14 protein-coding genes are annotated in these 16,933 nt (G+C 64.1%); 11 read left to right on the top strand and 3 right to left on the bottom strand.

Translation table 11 applies throughout. The features are described from left to right. Positions 1-15: 15 nt before the first annotated feature. Both ACEN9Q_RS21220 and ACEN9Q_RS21225 read left to right on the top strand, forming a co-directional pair. Positions 16-2,298, top strand: coding sequence for a CHASE domain-containing protein (locus tag ACEN9Q_RS21220; RefSeq protein WP_495625941.1), 2,283 nt, complete (start codon positions 16-18; stop codon positions 2,296-2,298). A 2-nt stretch (positions 2,299-2,300) separates the two neighbouring features. Next, complete coding sequence (locus tag ACEN9Q_RS21225; RefSeq protein ID WP_495625942.1) at positions 2,301-3,593, top strand: cytochrome P450; 1,293 nt, start codon at positions 2,301-2,303, stop codon at positions 3,591-3,593. A 5-nt stretch (positions 3,594-3,598) separates the two neighbouring features. Here ACEN9Q_RS21225 and ACEN9Q_RS21230 read toward each other — a convergent pair whose 3' ends face one another. Then, positions 3,599-4,045: a glycine zipper 2TM domain-containing protein gene (locus tag ACEN9Q_RS21230; RefSeq protein WP_495625943.1), complete on the bottom strand. Its 447-nt coding sequence runs from the start codon at positions 4,043-4,045 to the stop codon at positions 3,599-3,601. A gap of 271 nt (positions 4,046-4,316) precedes the next feature. Here ACEN9Q_RS21230 and ACEN9Q_RS21235 point away from each other — a divergent pair, with 271 nt between their 5' ends. The 4 genes from ACEN9Q_RS21235 to ACEN9Q_RS21250 all read left to right on the top strand — a co-directional run bounded on the left by ACEN9Q_RS21235 (position 4,317) and on the right by ACEN9Q_RS21250 (position 9,381). Next, complete coding sequence (locus ACEN9Q_RS21235; RefSeq protein WP_495625944.1) at positions 4,317-6,347, top strand: TonB-dependent receptor plug domain-containing protein; 2,031 nt, start codon at positions 4,317-4,319, stop codon at positions 6,345-6,347. A gap of 2 nt (positions 6,348-6,349) precedes the next feature. Beyond that, complete coding sequence (locus ACEN9Q_RS21240; protein ID WP_495625945.1) at positions 6,350-6,838, top strand: YfiR family protein; 489 nt, start codon at positions 6,350-6,352, stop codon at positions 6,836-6,838. After that, positions 6,835-8,700 (top strand): putative bifunctional diguanylate cyclase/phosphodiesterase, encoded by a 1,866-nt coding sequence (locus tag ACEN9Q_RS21245; protein WP_056449875.1) that lies wholly within the window; start codon positions 6,835-6,837, stop codon positions 8,698-8,700. The genes ACEN9Q_RS21240 and ACEN9Q_RS21245 overlap by 4 nt, the downstream gene beginning before the upstream one ends. Before the next feature lie 99 nt (positions 8,701-8,799). Continuing rightward, a complete protein-coding gene (locus ACEN9Q_RS21250; protein ID WP_056449877.1) occupies positions 8,800-9,381 on the top strand; it encodes a DJ-1/PfpI family protein in 582 nt (193 codons plus the stop codon). A gap of 4 nt (positions 9,382-9,385) precedes the next feature. Here ACEN9Q_RS21250 and ACEN9Q_RS21255 read toward each other — a convergent pair whose 3' ends face one another. Continuing rightward, positions 9,386-10,504, bottom strand: a complete 1,119-nt coding sequence (locus tag ACEN9Q_RS21255) for a GGDEF domain-containing protein (RefSeq protein WP_495625946.1) — start codon at positions 10,502-10,504, stop codon at positions 9,386-9,388. Here ACEN9Q_RS21255 and ACEN9Q_RS21260 point away from each other — a divergent pair. Next, positions 10,499-10,717, top strand: a complete 219-nt coding sequence (locus tag ACEN9Q_RS21260; protein ID WP_495625947.1) for a hypothetical protein — start codon at positions 10,499-10,501, stop codon at positions 10,715-10,717. The two genes, ACEN9Q_RS21255 and ACEN9Q_RS21260, sit on opposite strands and share 6 nt — an antisense overlap. Before the next feature lie 129 nt (positions 10,718-10,846). Here the strand turns inward: ACEN9Q_RS21260 and ACEN9Q_RS21265 are convergent, their stop codons facing one another. Continuing rightward, complete coding sequence (locus ACEN9Q_RS21265) at positions 10,847-11,509, bottom strand: class I SAM-dependent methyltransferase (RefSeq protein ID WP_495625948.1); 663 nt, start codon at positions 11,507-11,509, stop codon at positions 10,847-10,849. Positions 11,510-11,670: 161 nt separating this feature from the next. Between ACEN9Q_RS21265 and ACEN9Q_RS21270 the strand changes: the two genes are divergently transcribed. The 4 genes from ACEN9Q_RS21270 to ACEN9Q_RS21285 all read left to right on the top strand — a co-directional run bounded on the left by ACEN9Q_RS21270 (position 11,671) and on the right by ACEN9Q_RS21285 (position 16,855). Then, a complete protein-coding gene (locus ACEN9Q_RS21270; RefSeq protein ID WP_495625949.1) occupies positions 11,671-12,336 on the top strand; it encodes an endonuclease III domain-containing protein in 666 nt (221 codons plus the stop codon). Between the two features lie 292 nt (positions 12,337-12,628). Then, entirely contained in the window at positions 12,629-15,271 is a 2,643-nt protein-coding gene (locus tag ACEN9Q_RS21275) for a type VI secretion system Vgr family protein (protein ID WP_495625950.1), read from the top strand. 17 nt (positions 15,272-15,288) lie between these two features. After that, entirely contained in the window at positions 15,289-16,275 is a 987-nt protein-coding gene (locus ACEN9Q_RS21280; protein ID WP_495625951.1) for a hypothetical protein, read from the top strand. Further along, entirely contained in the window at positions 16,259-16,855 is a 597-nt protein-coding gene (locus tag ACEN9Q_RS21285) for a hypothetical protein (protein WP_495625952.1), read from the top strand. The genes ACEN9Q_RS21280 and ACEN9Q_RS21285 overlap by 17 nt, the downstream gene beginning before the upstream one ends. Positions 16,856-16,933: the final 78 nt, after the last annotated feature.

The following is a 16,933-nucleotide window of genomic DNA, read 5'->3' on the forward strand; positions in this document are numbered from 1 at the left end:
CCGCATCCAGACCCATTGCCCCCACCACCCAACCGCACCTCGCCGCGCAGCCCAGCCCACCTCCCCTTTCTCCTGGCCGCGCTCGCCTTCCTCGCCGCGCTGATCGTGACCTATATGGTGGCCGGCAACGCGCAGCGGACGGCCGCGGCCGAACTGGCCGGCAATTTCAATTTCCGGGCGCGCGACGTCGCCGCCAACATCGACCGGCGCATGGACGTCTACGAGGAAGTGCTGCTGGCCACGCGCGGCTTCCTGCGCGGCTCGGTCGACGTCGGCCGGGCCGAATTCGCCGACTACTATGCCGTGCTGCACCTGAACGACCGCTTCCCCGGCATCGAGGCGCTGGGCATCGCCGCGCTCATCCCGCCCGGGCGGATGGACGCCCACGTCGCGGCCATGCGCGCGGAGGGATTCCGCGACTACACGATCAAGCCGCCCGGGCCGCGCCCCGTGATCACGTCGGTCACCCGCATCGAACCGTTTTCGGGCCGCAACCTGCGCGCCTTCGGCTACGACATGTTCAGCGAGCCGGTGCGGCGCGCGGCGATGGAGGCGGCGCGCGACACGGGACGCGCCGCCGCCACCGGCAAGGTCGTGCTGGTGCAGGAGGGCGGGAGGGACGAACAGTCGGGCTTCCTGATGTACGTCCCCGTATATGGGATCGGCACCGCGCGGACCGGCCCCACGCCCGATACGGTCGCGGCCCGGCGCGCCGCCATCGTCGGCTGGGTGTACGCGCCGTTCCGCATGAACGACCTGATGCGGGGTCTCGGCGGCGAGCACGCGGGCGACCTCCGGATCGAGATCTACGACGGCGTGGCGCCCACCGCCGCCGCCCTGCTCTATCGCTCGCCCGGCGCATCACCCCCCGGCCACCGTCCCATGCTGCGTTACCAGACGACGGTCGACAGCGCCGGCCGGCCGTGGACCGTCGTCGTGCATTCGGGCCCCGGTTTCGAGGCGTCGCTCGAGCACCGCGCGACGCTCGCGATCGCGCTGACGGGCATCGGCCTCGGCCTGCTGCTGGCGCTGGTCGTGTGGCTGCTGGCCTCCGAGCGCCGCCGCGCGCTGCAACTGGCGCAGGGCATGACGGTCGAACTGCGCGCCTCGCGCGACCGCATCGACGCCGAGCGCGAACGCGTGCGCCTGATCCTGCAGACGGCCTACGACGCCTTCATCGCCATCGCCCCCGACGGCCGCATCACGGACTGGAACCTGCAGGCCAGCCAGATGTTCGGCTGGCGCGAAGAGGAAGCCATCGGGCGCAACGTGCTCGAACTCGTGATACCGGCGCCGCAACGCGACGAGTGGCGCGACTGCCTGGAACGCTTCGCCCGCGACGGCGCCTGCCCGCGGTTGACGGGGCCCACGGAAGCGGCGGCGCTGACGCGCGAGGGCCACGAGATCCCGGTGGAGATCGCGATCACGCCGCTGGCGACAAGGCAGGGCTATGGCGTGACGGCGTTCGTGCGCGACATCCGCCCGCGCAAGGAAGCGGCCGAACGCGAGCAGCAGCGCCAGCAGCGCCTGGAGGAAGCGCGCGCATTGCTGCTGCGCTCGCAGAAGCTGGAGGCGGTCGGCAAGCTGACGGGCGGCGTGGCGCACGACTTCAACAACATCCTGCACATCATCAGCGCCAACGTCCAGCTGATGCTGCGCAGCGAAGACAATGGCCGCAAGCGCCTCCTGAACATCCTCGACGCGGTGGAGCGCGGCAAGAAGCTGGCCGCCCAGCTGCTCGCCTTCGCACGCCGCCAGCCGCTGCACCCGAGCGTCGTCAACCTGGCCCAGCTCATCGAACGCATGGACACCCTGCTGCACCGCGCGGCCGGCGACGGCGTCGCCATCCACATGGCGATTCCGCCCGACCTGTGGAACGTCCTCGTCGATCCGAACCAGCTGGAGAACGTGCTGCTGAACCTCGTGATCAATGCGCGCGACGCGATGACCGGTGCCGGCGGCATCACCATCGCGCTGGCCAACATGACGATCGGCGCGGCCGACCAGCTGGCGTATCCCGGCATCCGTCCCGGCGAATTCGTCACCATCGCCGTCAGCGACACGGGCGCCGGCATGCCGGCTGACGTGATGGAGCGCGCCTTCGAGCCGTTCTTCACGACCAAGCCGGAGGGCAAGGGCACGGGCCTGGGCCTGTCGATGGCGCACGGCTTCGTCAAGCAGAGCGGCGGCCATATCCGGCTGGCGAGCCGGCCCGGCGAAGGGACGACCGTCACCATCTACCTGCCGCGCGCCCTGCAGGACACGCCCGATCCGGCCTTCCTGCCGGTGCCGCACTGACCATGGCCGGCCACCCCCGCCACACCGACGCCGTCGCCGCCGCACCGCGCGCGCGCGGCCTCGATCTGTCGCTCGCCTTCCTCGCGGAGGGTTATGAGTTCATGCCGCGGCGCTACGCGGCCCTGGGCAGCGACATGTTCACGGCCCGGCTGATGCTGCGCCGCGCGCTGTGCGTGCGCGGCGAGGACGCGGCGCGCATGTTTTACCAGCCCGGGCGCTTCACGCGCCGCCACGCGCTGCCGGTGCCGACGCTGGCCCTGCTGCAGGATTTCGGCAGCGTCATGACGCTGGACGGCGAAGCGCACCGCAAGCGCAAGGCCATGCTGATGTCGCTGTTCGGACCCCAGGAGCGGCAGCGCCTCGTGGGGCTGGCCGCGGCGGAGTGGCGGACACAGTTCGCGCGCTGGCCTTCGTTGCCGCGCGTGGTCGTGCACGACGCCGCGCAGGAAGTACTGTGCCGTGCCGTGTGCCGCTGGGCGGGCATTCCCGTCAGTACCGAGGAAGCGGCGCGGCGTACGAAAGAATTCGCGCAGATGATCGCGGGCGCCGGATCGGCAGGCCCTCGCAACTGGCGCGCCCTGCTCGTGCGCACCCGCACCGAACAATGGGCCCGCGCCCTGATCGACGCCGTGCGCGCCGGCCAGGCGCAACCGCCGTTCGACAGCGCGCTGAACGTGATCGCACGGCACCGCGACGCCGACGGGGAACTCATGAGCCGCAAGCACGCGGGCGTGGAACTCATCAACCTGCTGCGCCCGACGGTGGCCGTGGCGCGCTACATCGCGTTCGCGCTGCTGGCGCTGCACGACTACCCGCACTGCCGCGCGCGCATCGGCACGGGCGACGACGACTACCTCGGCTGGTTCGTGCAGGAAGTGCGGCGCTTTTACCCGTTCATCCCGGCGATGGGCGGGCGCGCCCTGCACGGCTTCGACTGGCACGGGCTGCAGGTGAAAAAGGGGACGTGGGTACTGTTCGACCTGTACGGCACGAACCACCATCCGGCGTTGTGGGGCGACCCGGAGGTGTTCCGGCCGGAGCGCTTCGAGCGCCGGCCAGGCAGCGGCTTCGACTTCGTGCCGCATGGCGGCGGCGATCATTATTCCGGCCACCGCTGCCCGGGCGAATTCGTCACGGGCGACCTGGTGAAATCGGCGCTGCAGCTGTTCGCACGCGCGATCGCCTACGACGTGCCGCCGCAGGACTTGACGGTCGGCCTGCGCCGCATTCCGACCTTGCCTGCCAGCGGCTTCGTGATCGCGAACGTGCGGCCGGCGGATTCACGTACGGTCTGAAGGACTCAGCGCACCAGGCGCCCATCCAGCACGCGCACCCGTTCCCCGTTGTGGAAACGCGGCGCGCCCTTCTCCGTGAAGGTGCGATAGCCGCCGACCGCCATCTTCACGCGCACGTCCGTATAGGTTTCGGCCTTCACGTTGCGCTCGATGCGGTTGCCGGCATAGGCGCCGCCCACCGCGCCCGCCACCGTGGCAAGGGTACGGCCGCGACCGCTGCCGACCTGGTTGCCCAGCAGGCCGCCGACGACGGCACCGCCCACGCCGCCCACGCCGCTGGCGCGCTCGGGTTCGCGCTTGTACGTGTGGTTCGAGACGACGGTGGCGCAGTTGCGGCATTCCGCCTGCGCGTGCGCGTGGTGGTCAGGCGCAGCCTGGGCCGCGAACGGCGCGGCGGCGAAGGCCGCGAGCAGGGCAGCACGGGCGGTCAGACGGGTCGAAATGCGTTGCATGGTATTCCCCTTTGGTATCGTTGTAACAAACATGTGTATAGAGTAATGCTCATGCATCGACGTGGAAATAGTGAAACAGTATCAATTGCAAGCGAGTGTAACTTTCCTCTTTTAGTGCAATATGGAATGATGCGCACCATAAACACACAAATTTGTCTTTTCGATGCAACTTTAGGATGCTATGGGACAAAAGTTTCTTTATAGTACTTATCAGTGATTATTTGAAACAATTTGAAAGAGACGGGTCGTCACCACCGGCCTTCGTCACGCCATGTCCAAACGCATTCCGCGGCGCGCCGCCCTGTCCGTCATCATGTGCACTGTCCTGCCCTACGCCGCCCACGCGGCGCAGGCGGGCACGGACACGTCCGCGGCGGCCGGCGAGGGCATCCGGGCACTGACCACCATTCCGCTCGAGGACCTGATGCAGATGCGGGTCGTGACGGCCGCATCGAAATTCGCCCAGCCGATCAGCGACGCGCCGTCGTCGGCGGTGGTGCTCACGGCCGCGGACATCCGCGACTTCGGCTGGCGTACGCTGGCCGACGCGCTGGCCACGCTGCCCGGCCTGTACGTGACGAACGACCGCAACTACGCCTACCTGGGCGCGCGCGGCTTCCTCCGTCCGGGCGACTACAACAGCCGCTTCCTGCTGCTGGTCGACGGCGTGCGCATCAACGACGCGGTGTACGACCAGGCCCTCATCGGCACCGAAGGCCTGCTTGACATGGACATGGTCAAGCGCATCGAATTCGTGCCCGGTCCCGGCTCGGCCGTGTATGGATCGAACGCCCTGTTCGGCGTGATCAACATCGTCACCCGCGACGGCAGCGGCCTGGCCGGCCTCCAGGGTTCCGTCACCGGCGGCACCGCGGGCGAGCGCAAGGCGCGCACCAGCTACGGCTGGCACGGGCAGAACGGCGCCGACCTGCTGCTGTCCGCCAGCGCCTTCAACCGCACCGGCCGCGACCTGTATTTCCCGGAGTTCGACACGCCGGACAATGGCGCCGGCGTGGCCCGGCGCCTCGACTGGGACCGCGCGCAAAACTTCCTCGTCAAGGGCAGCTTTGGCGGCGTGACGCTGTCGGCCAGCCACGTGGCCCGCACCAAGGGCGTGCCGACCGCGTCCTTCGAAGCCGTGTTCGGTGCGCCGAACCGCACGCGCGACACCCAGACGAGCATCGGGCTGACGTGGAACGCCCAGGTCACGCCTGCGCTCTCCCTCGCGGCCCAGGTGCAATCGGGCCAGGCCGACTACGTGGGCACCGGCTGGTATCCGGACGACGCGGGCGTGCCCGTCCTGAACATCGACGGCGCCCATGCACGCTGGTACGGCGCGAGCGTGAACGCGACCCTGACGAACCTGCCGCACCAGAAGATCGTGCTCGGCGCCGAGCTGGGGCGGGATGCGCGCCGCGACCAGTACAACTACGACGTGCAGCCGTATGCGCTGCAACTGGACGACCATCACAGCGCCTCCCGCAGCGCCGTGTTCGTGGAAGACGAGATCCGCCTGCCGGCCGGCTTCCTCGTCAACGCCGGCGTACGCTTCGACGACCACGAGATGCCGGATACCCATCGCTTCAGCCCGCGCGTGGCCGTCGTCTACAAGGCGACGCCGGCCGACACGGTCAAGCTGATCGCGGGCAGCGCATTCCGCACGCCGAATGCCTACGAGATGTACTACGCCACGTCGGGCCCCGAAGGCCAGCGTCCCAATCCCGACCTGCAGCCGGAGCGCGTCGCGACGCGCGAACTGGTGCTGGAACACACGCTCGCGGGCGGCGGCCACGCGACGCTGTCGCTGTTCCGTTACAAGGTGGATGACCTGATCAGCCAGCAGGACGACCCGGACAGCGGCCTGCTCATCTTCCGCAACATCGACCACGCCGACGCCCGCGGCCTCGAAGCGGCGCTCGACCGCGACTTCGGCCCCGTGCGCCTGCGCGCCAGCTATTCCTGGCAGCTCGCGCGCGGCACGGGCGACGCGCCGATGATCGATTCGCCGCGCCACCTGGCCAAGGCCAACGTCACGGCACCGCTGGGCTGGCGCGGCGGCCGCATCGGCGCCGAACTGCTGTGCAGCGGCATGCGCCTGGCCGACCAGGGCGCGGCGGGCGGCTATTGCGTGGCCAACGTCACGCTCTCCGCGCTGCAGCTGCTGCCGCGCACGGAGCTGTCGCTGAGCGCGTACAACGCCCTCGATAAACGCTATGCCGACGTGGCCGGTCCGGCCTTCGTCCAACCGACGCTCGCGCGCGAGGGCCGGACGCTGGCGGCGAAACTGGATTGGCGGTTCTGACGATGATCCGCGTCCTCTCCGTCCTCGCGATCGTCTCCGGCCTCGGCCTCGCTGCAGGCGCATGCCGCGCCCAGGTCGACGGCCTGGACCTGAAGGCGGCCTACATCTTCAACTTCGCCATGTTCACGACCTGGCCGGACGGGAGCGCGAAAGCGCCGCTGGTCGTCTGCGCGAGTCCCGACAACCCGCTCTGGGCCGGCCTGCACGCCCTGAACGGCAAGCCGGTCAACGGGCGGCCCTGGACCGTGACGGACCTCGCGCATCCCAAGGTCCCGCACTGCGACATCGCCGTGCTGGCGCGCACGGCGCAGCAGCCGGCGCTGCCTGCCACCGGGATGCTCGTCGTGCGCGACGGCGCCGGCAGCAAAGCCGCCATCACCCTCGTCGAGGATGATGAGCACATCCGCTTCGACATCGACACGCAGGAAGCGGCCAGGAGCGGCCTGCGTTTCAGTTCCCACCTGCTGCGCCTGGCGAGGAACGTGCTATGAAGCCGACGACCGTGCGCCGCACCGGAGAACTGAGCCGCATGTTCGGCGTGGGCCAGTTGCTGGCCGCCGCCGCCGCGCTGGGCGTCGCCTGCTGCATCCTGCTCGCCTACCAGTTCGTCGCCCTGCGCCGCAACCTCACCGACGACCTCGCGGTGCAGGCGGCGATCATCGCCGACAACGTGGCGGCCACGCTGATGTTCCATGACGAGGACGCGGCGCACGAGATGCTGCGCTCGTTCCGCCACTCCTCGTTCCTGGCCGCCGCCACGGTGTACGACCGCCAGGACGTCGAATTCGCGGCCTACCGCAACGGCGCCGTCGAAGAGACGCCGTCGCTGCTGCGCGACTGGACGCTGTTCACGCCGCTCTCGGTGGCCCGGCCGATCCGCTACCGCGGCATGGCGCTGGGCCGGGTCGTGCTCACGGCCGACACGGTCGGCATCCGCAACGACCTGCTGCGCTATGGCGCCCTGCTGGCCCTGGCCTCGCTGGGGGCGCTGGTGACGACGTCGCTGCTCACGCGCCGCACCAAGGCGCGCATGCACCGCGCCGAATCCCAGCTCAAGCACCTGGCCTACACGGACACCGTGACCCACCTGCCGAATCGCCGCTGCACGTATGAAGCGCTGGAGCTGGAACTCGCCATGCACGGCGAGACGGGCGGCCGCGTCGGCCTCCTGCTGATCGACCTCGACAACTTCAAGGTCGTCAACGACACGGCCGGCCACGCCGCCGGCGACCGCCTGCTGCGCCAGGTCGCCAGCGTGCTGCGCGCGACGGCGCGCCCCAGCGACCGCATCGGCCGCATCGGCGGCGACGAATTCGCCGTCATCGTCGCGCCGCTCGATGATCCGGCCGAGCTGGAACGCGTGGGCCAGCGCATCGTCGCCGGCCTGCGCCAGCCGCTGCAGGTCGAGGGCCTGGAAGTGATCCCCACCGCGAGCATCGGCGCCTGCATCTTCCCGGACGACGCGCACACGATGAGCGAACTGCTCAGCAACGCCGACGCCGCCCTGTACCGCGCCAAGGCCAACGGCCGCGACACCGTGGCCGTGTTCGAACGCGAGATGATCCTCGCCACGCAGCGGCGCGCGCGCCTGGACCGCGACCTGCGCCGCCACCTGGAGGCCGGCCTGCTGGAACTGTGCTACCAGCCGCAATACGCCTGCGGCTCGCGCAAGATGGTCGGCGTGGAAGCGCTGCTGCGCTGGCCGCATCCCGAGCAGGGCTATATCTCGCCGGCCGAATTCATCCCCGTCGCCGAGGAGAGCGGCTTGATCGTCGAAGTCGGCAAGTGGGTGCTGGAACGCGCCTGCCTGGACGCCGTCACCCTGTACCGCCAGACCGGCATGTGGCTCAGCATGGCGGTGAACGTCTCCGCGCGCCAGCTGCGCGACAAGGACTTCATCCGTGTCGTCGAGCACACGCTGGCCGCGACGGGCCTGCCTCCGGAGCGCCTGGAGCTGGAGCTCACCGAGAGCATGCTGATGGAAGACCTGGACGTGGCCGTCGACTTCATGCACAACGTGCGCGCGCTGGGCGTGCGCCTGTCGATCGACGACTTCGGCACCGGCTATTCGTCGCTCGCGTACCTGCAGACCTTCCCGATCAACCACCTCAAGATCGACCGCAGCTTCGTCCGCCTGCTGCCCACGTCCGGCACGACGATCGCCGGCGCCGTGATCGCCCTCGCGCACGGTTTCAACCTCACCGTGGTGGCCGAAGGCGTCGAGGAACCCGAGCAGTTCGAGTGGCTGCGCCAGGCCGGCTGCGACTACGTGCAGGGCTATCTGCTGGCGCGCCCGCTGCCGCTGGCGGCCCTGCGTGCGCGCGTGCTCGAGGAACGGGTGCCGGCGGCCTGACGGCCGATCCGGCGGCGCGACCGGAGCAACGCCACGAAGCGTTCCAAACGATGGTATCTTGTCGAGGCAAGTCCAGGGAACCCTCACGAGGAGAACGCGATGGCAGCGAAGAAAATTCTATTGTTGACCGGTGATTTTGCGGAAGATTACGAGACCATGGTGCCGTTCCAGGCGCTGCAGGCGGTGGGCCACACGGTGCACGCCGTCTGCCCCGGCAAGAAGAAGGGCGACAAGGTCAAGACCGCGATCCACGATTTCGAAGGCGACCAGACCTATACCGAAAAGCCCGGCCACCAGTTCGCGCTGAACGCCGATTTCGCCGAGGCGAACGCCGACGACTACGATGCCCTCGTCATCGCGGGCGGCCGCGCGCCCGAATACCTGCGCCTGGACCCGCAGGTGATCGCGCTGGTGCGGGGCTTTGCCCACGCCGACAAGCCGATCGCCGCCGTCTGCCACGGCGCCCAGTTGCTGGCGGCCGCCGACGTCATCCGCGGCAAGCGCGTGTCGGCCTACCCGGCCTGCGCGCCCGAAGTGCGCATGGCTGGCGGCGACTATGCCGACATCCCGGTCGATGCGGCCGTCACGGACGGCAACCTCGTGACCGCCCCGGCCTGGCCCGCGCACCCGCAGTGGATCGCGCAATTCCTCAAGCGGCTCGGCACCGAGATCGCCCTGTGATGCGTCAGGCCGCGTGTGCGGTCGCGATCACGTTCACCGGCGTGTGGGCGCACACGCGGTCGCGGCCGCCCTGCTTGGCACGGTAGAGCTCCTCGTCGGCGTGCTTGATGACGACGCCGACCTCGTCGCGCTCGTGGTGTTGCGCCACGCCGAACGATGCCGTCACGCGCAGGCCCACGGGCCACGTCTGCCGGTGCAGGGCATGGCGCAGGTTTTCGGCGAGAATCTGTCCCTGGTGCACATTGGTCAGCGGACAGACGATCAGGAACTCTTCGCCGCCCCAGCGCACGAGCCGGTCGGACGAGCGGATGCCGGCCGCGATGACGTTGGCGAACTTGCGCAGCACGTCGTCGCCCACGTCATGGCCATGCGTATCGTTGATGCGCTTGAAATGGTCGATGTCGATGAAGATCACGGCCATCGGATCCGACAGCAGGTTCGAGGTGCTCATCAGCGCCGCGCGCAGGCCCTGGCGGTTCAGCACGCCGGTGAGCGGATCGATGTGCACCTGGCCGGCCAGGTCGCGCGCCTCGAGCTCCAGCGCCTTGTTGACCTCGCTGAGCAGCGCGATGGCCGCCTTGCTGTCCTTGAGCTGCGTGCGCAACGACAGCGTGAGAATCGTCAGCCAGACGACGACGCACAGCGCCCATGCGGCCACCAGCCCCATCAGCAGGGCATCCCGGCTGATTACCTTGCCGTGCAAGCGCAGGCTGTGCAAGGTAAAGACGTGTTCGCCTTCCTTGCCCCCGCCATTGATCATCAGTTCCGCGCGCGCGACGTTGTCGAGTCCGACGGCGGAATGTTCCATCGTCGGCTTGACCATGTCCTTCCACCATTGCGCCACGCCAAACCATTTCATCGGCACGAGCAGATGGCCGTTCGGCGGCAGATCGAGCGCGTCGATCTGGTTGATCTTGTAGGTTTGCCACTGGTCGCGCTTGGTCAAGCCGTCCTCGGCATCGGCGAGAACCAGGCCGAATCTCGACGTCCCCGGCCCGGCATACTCCCCGTCGATGGTCAGATAATCCAGACGGGACATGTCCACGCCGGTACCGTCCTTGACGAGATCGAAGGTGAGCTTGCAATAAGGCCAATCGCTCTTCTTGGCGATGTGGCAATGCACGATCAGATCGTGGCCCTTGCGCTCCAGCGCCCCCACGGAAGCGCCGCCGCCCGCGCGATCATCTTCGACGTTCACGGGGAAATGACCGCCAGTCAGGTCGACCACCTTTTCCATGCCGAAATGCTGCCAGCAAAACAATACAATGGTGATCAGCAGCAGGCCGCCGAACACATGGCGGGCATGGCCGAGGAGGCGGAGCAGTGGCTGGAGTGAAGATTCTGGGGTAGAGGTCGACATGGTGACCCACATAAATATTTCTTGAGGCATAGCAAGATACCTCACCATTTCGGGGCATGCAAGACAAAGGCATGGTTCGGTTCCATGTGTTGTCTTTTGGCGTTATCACGTAAGAGAACAGGCGGAAATCGGCGAGTACTCGAGAATATGGTACTTACGCCAATACTCCCGCAGGCGAAACCCATGCAGCGGCGCCAACCAGGCTTCATCGGGCAAATATAAATAGACGAGGATGACCGTGCGCGGCTGCGCCCGCAGCGCGGCATTGATATTGGCGAGCACCTGCTGCAACACGGCATGTGCGAACGGATTGAAGAAATACAGGACCAGATCCCCCGGCGGCAAGTCGAACCGCGTGGCGTCCGCATGCACCGCCGTTACCTCGCTGGCCGTTCGCCGCCGGTAGCGCGCGATGTTCTGCTCGGCCCTGCCATGCAGTTCCGCGCTGAATTCGACGCCGATCACCCTCTTGAACGGCAACTCCCCGGCAATCAGCAGGGTTCGCCCCTTGCCGGAGCCAAAGTCGACGAAGGAAAAATCGGCATGACGGATTCCCAGCCGCCTGAGCACCTGGCGCAGCGAATGCACGGGCGACGGCTGATAACGTTCGCCATGCCGTTTGTTTTCGCTGGCGATGGCCAATCCATCGAGATCGGAAAATGTGCTCGTGTCCGTGCCGTGGCGCGCATCGAAGGAATGGATGGCGAATTTTTCGAGGATCTGGCTGGGCAGGAAGCGCCACCAGGACGCGCGTGCGAAGGTCGGCATCGGATCTCCTTAAGTCCAAGAAAATCACAGTATGTCCAAGCTGGCGAATGAGTTTGTGCGCGTTGTCGCCTGATTCTCTTCTTGTGCGACACGGAACGGAAGCCGGCATGCGAACCGCTTATGCTTGGCGCTTCATTGGGTGATGATGCGGGAGGTAATCCATGGAAAAGCGTCCATTCGATATCGGTGCCGCCCTCGAACGCATCGAGGACGCGGTCACACCCTGGCCCAAGGCGGCGCTCTTTGAATTGGCCGAAGAAGGCTATACCTCCACTTTCGAGCAGCTCCTGGCGTGCATCATTTCGATCCGCACGTACGACGAGGTGACGCTGCCGGTGTCACGCAAGCTGTTCGCCAAGGCCCGCACGCCGGCGGCTGTCGGCCGGCTGTCCTGGGAAGAACTGGACGCCCTGATCAGCCCCAGTACCTTTCATGAACGCAAGGCCAATCAGATCCTGGCCATCGCACGCGAGGTGGAAGAACGGTTCGGCACGATGCTGCCCTGCGACCGCGACGTGCTGCTGTCGTTCGCCGGCGTCGGTCCCAAGTGCGCGAATCTGGTGCTGGGCGTGGCGTGCGGGACGCCCGTCATCAGTGTCGACATCCACGTGCATCGGGTGACCGGGCGCTGGGGTTATGTGCGGGCGTCGACACCCGAGAAAACACTGGCCGCGCTCGAGGCGACGCTGCCGCAGCGGTATTGGATCGATATCAATCGCTTGCTGGTGCCGTTCGGAAAGCATATTTGTACGGGGAATCGGCCGCGGTGCTCGACTTGTCCGGTGGTGGATATGTGCGAGCAGGCGGGGGTGAAGGATCATCGTTAAATTCGAAATCCTTGATCCAGTTGGTTTCCCACGTGACGCCTCCATCCGCTGAAAACAGCCGGCAAGCCGTTCCTTGAGGCGCCGATGGAGGACTGCCCAGTGACCGACGAGGAAATCGAAACCGGAGCGGCCGTCGGAGGTGATGAATACATGCGGCGTCCATTCGTTGCCCTGCTGTCACCAACACGATAAAGCAGAGTCCGTTTATTGCGTCGTATCAAGGTCGCTCGAATTCTGTTGGTTACCTTAACCGACGGAAATCTGATACCTGATAAACCATCGGAGGTGCTGCATGGATGGTAGCCAAGCGATCGCGGCGGGCGCTGCGCTGTCGGTGTTCAGCCAAAATGCGCAGCACGACCGCCTCATGCGCATGGACTTCCCCCACAGTGATGGACCGGATGCCATCCTCCTGCCGAACCGGATGACCGCGCGCGAAGAAGTCTCCCGCTGCTTCCGCGTCGAGGTTGAGCTCCTGTCGGACGACGCCCGGATTCCCCTGAAGGCGATGATGGCCAGGATGGTGACGATTTCCGTCGTGCGCGAAGACGGTTCTCTGCGCTACTTCAATGGCTACGTCACCGAATTCCGCTTCGTGCGTGCAGACGGCGGCTTCGCGTTCTACCGCATGGTGCTCGAACCGTGGCTGGCATTCGCCAGGCTGCGCAAGGACAACGTGTCGTTCCACGGCAAGAGCGTCATCGAATTGACCGAACTCACGTTCGCGCATTACCGCCAAGCCGACTGGCGCACGCACATGATCGACGCCGATCCGCGGATGACCTGCGCGAACCAGTACAACGAGACCGACTACAACCATTTGCATCGCCGCTGGGAGGCGCTCGGGCTTACGTACCATTATGAGCACCGGGCAGATGGACACACACTGTGGCTCTACGACAGGAGTACGCTCGTGCGGCCCATCGATCCGACCGGGATCGACGATTCCGGCGAAATCCCGTTCCGCGACAAGGCGGGTTCGCTCGAAGACGATGGCATCCGCGAATGGAGTCCCGTGCGGCGCATCGGTTCCGGCCAGACGACCCTGGCAAGCTTCGATTACAAGAACCCGATTGTGCAGCGTTCGACCGCCGAATCCCTCAACAACCAGGGCGACGTCTTTCCGTACGAGGTCTACGAAAACACGGGATCGTACGGTTTCCGCACCCACGACGATGGCGAAAAACTCGCCTACCGGCGCATGGGCGAGCGCGACGCGAACACCCAATATTTCGAAGCGCGAGGCAACGATCGCACCGCCCAGCCGGGCCGCTGCTTCAAGCTCGGCGGCCACTTCAGCGCCGAGCTGCAAGTCCCCAAATGGGGAGAAGCGCCCCATCCGAGCATTGGCGACCGGGACTATCTGATCCTGTCCGTCGACCACGAGGCCAGCAACAACTACCAGGCCGGAGCGGGCGCGCCGTCAGACTACGAGAACACGTTCCGGTGCGTGCGCAAAGATATTCGGTGGCGCCCGGGACGCCACTACAACAGCCAGCCCTGCACCTATCCCGGCATCCAGAGTGCCATCGTCGTCGGGCCTGACGGGGCCGAGATCCACACTGATGGCTACGGACGCGTCAGGGTCCAGTTTCACTGGGACAGGCTGGGCAATTACGACGAGAACAGCTCTCCGTGGCTGCGCGTCATGTCGCCGGGCGCGGGCAACCAGTTCGGGAACATTCGCCTGCCGCGGGTCGGCGAGGAAGTGGCGGTGGTCTTTCTGGACGCGAACATCGACCGTCCTGTCATTCTCGGGGCGCTTTATAACTACACGCATATGCCGCCGTGGAAGTTGCCGGGACAGCAAGCCTTGTCCGGGCTGCGGAGTCGGGAATTGCAGGGAGGCGCCAGTGGCAGGCGTGGCAATCACCTGATCCTTGACGACACGGCCGGCAAAATTCAGGCGCAGTTGAAAAGCGATCATCAGTGTAGCCAGTTGTCGCTGGGCCATATCAGCCGCATCGACGATACCAGCGGTCGCAAGGATGTCCGCGGCGAAGGCTTTGAGCTACGCACGGACGGACATGGGGTGGCGCGCGCGGCTGCGGGCTTGCTGGTCACGACCGAGAGTCGCCAGCGCGCGCAATCATCCATGAAAGATATGGGCGAAACCATCCAACGACTCGAAACTGCACATGAGTTGCATGCCGCTCTCGCCGTCGCTGCACTGAAGTGCGAAGCCCAGGAAAGCGGGCAGCAGCACGATGTGGCCGATGCTTTAGAGGCGCAGAACGACTCCATTCGAGGAAACGGCGACAAATTTCCCGAATTGACGGAGCCTCACCTCGTGTTGGCCAGTCCAGCTGGCATCGAAACTACCACCGCGAAGTCGACTCACATCGCGAGCAGCGAACACGCGTCGCTAACAACTGGCCGCAGTTTATCAATCGCGACCGGAGATAGCTTATTCGCTAGCATCAAGCAAACCTTTCGGCTATTCATTCAAACGGCCGGTATGAAGTTAATCGCGGCGGCCGGCAAAGTGACGGTTCATGCCCAGGACGACGACGTCGACGTCATTGCGCGTAAGGTGCTCACACTGATCAGTCAATCCGACTGGGTGGACTTGAAGGGCAAAAAAGGGGTGCGACTGCACGGTGCCGGGAGCATGGTAGAAGTCAGCGACCGGGTGCAGATCTACACCTCCACGCCTGTGCTCATTCACGGAAACTTAGAAACACTTGGCCCTCAAAATCGTCCTCATCCCAACTACACGAAAAGCACTAAAAATTTTATACCGATACCGGAACGCGGGAAATTTGATGAGCGTTTTCACTTTGTTGCTGAGGACGGAGAAACGCCACTGGCACATCGCCAGTATCGAATCCGCGCGGCGGATGGGCAATACTGGGAAGGCGTAACGAATGCACAAGGACTAACTGACCGGATTTACACCTCGTCGCCGCAAGAACTATCCGTTGAAATTCTCTAGATCAGGAGTCATCGTTTATGAGCGACAACGAATTTAAGCAAGTCGCCACTGGCGCCAAGGCGAACGAGACCAAGGGCTCCCTAGTTAAAGTGGTTGTGAAAAACAGCAGCGGATCGTGGAAAAGCCCAGCCGAAGGCGAGAAATTTTATATCGACGAAAACGGAGTGTTTCCACGAATTTTTTTCCAACCAGAAGTAGACGAGAGTCAGAAATGTATTTGGAAATGGGAAATTAAGTGGGCGGCGGCCACTAGCGGCCTTCGTGAATCAAAAAAACGAGGGCGCACTATCAAAAACTGGAGCCAAACTGGGAAAGAATTTGAAGGCGTCACTTCATGGACGGCCGATCTAAATGGCCTATGCTTAGGTGGCACCTTAACTGTAGTCGTAAAATCTGGCACCACGACCTTACGAAGATCAGTTCAAATTCTAGGAACAAATCCAACCGAAGACAAGATCAGGGAGTATATTGCAACCTTTGACAACATTCCAGGGTTCGACCGCCTTGTAGATCAAGAAAGCAAATTTAAACAATTTATCAGTGCGGATCACGAACCCATTGTCGCCTTTGATGGCGGATACGGCCTAACACAATTAACCGACCCGAAACCAAAATATAATGAGGCTTGGGATTGGAAAGCAAATATTCGCGCCGGTTTCACGCTTTATCGCACAAAAAGAAAAGAAGCAGAAATTTACCTAAAAGGAGGCGAAAAACGCACTTTTACCGAGGAGCAATTACAGCTAGAAACGTGGTGTCGCTGGAACTCGGGACATTATCACGAATGGGATAAAGAAAACAAAAAATGGATCCGAAACCCAGCAATCCTCTCAGACAATGAAACGGCAAATATCGGATGGGATATAACAAAGGAGGAAAACAAAGGCAAATCAGAACAAGAACTACATAAACGTGATAAGGACGAATACGCCAAGCCACCGACCAAAAAAAGTCTGTGGCGTTACTCAGGGGTAGTCTATGCGGACCATGTCAAGCAAAATTAGATTTTTTTTTATTCTCATTAACATTTTCGTCGCTATCCCAACGAATGCTACCGACGAGGTTTTGCTGCTGTCCTCGCACGACAGTCGGGTTTCTGTAAAAATGCAGAATCACCGCTTAGTCGCCAAAGAAACCGGGGAAAACTTAAATTATCAGGTTTCCAACGCGACATCTAATCACTTGATGCGAGCATACGATGCTCGTATGATTTCTGATAACAGCGATCAGAACGGCCCACTATTTATTGTGCTTAGCCGTGAGCCGTCGCGACCAAATTCTACGGGACGAGGTTATTGTGGTGCAGGTTATGAGGAATATCTACTACTGATTGAAATTTCCCGCGCAAAAATCGAGCTCCGTGACCAACTTCTATTGCAGAGTTGCCTAAAGAGCATCAGCATGCTCATCGACCATGGTGATGACTTGGACGACGCCGGAAATGGTTTAATTCCTAATAACGACGGTTCATTTAGCTATCGTCTCCTCGAAGACGGGGCCAGCCAAGAGAGGAATCTAGTCATCCGTGGCCGGCGGTTCCAAGTCAGTTTAGTGCCGGCAAGAGATCATTCCGGCCCAAAATGACTTGTAACCTCCTTCGTTCGTCGAAAAGGCCAAACACGCATCAATTCTCCTATTGGCGCTCCGCTACCTGCTTTAATC

It is taken from the genome of Massilia sp. Masssp93, assembly GCF_059491295.1.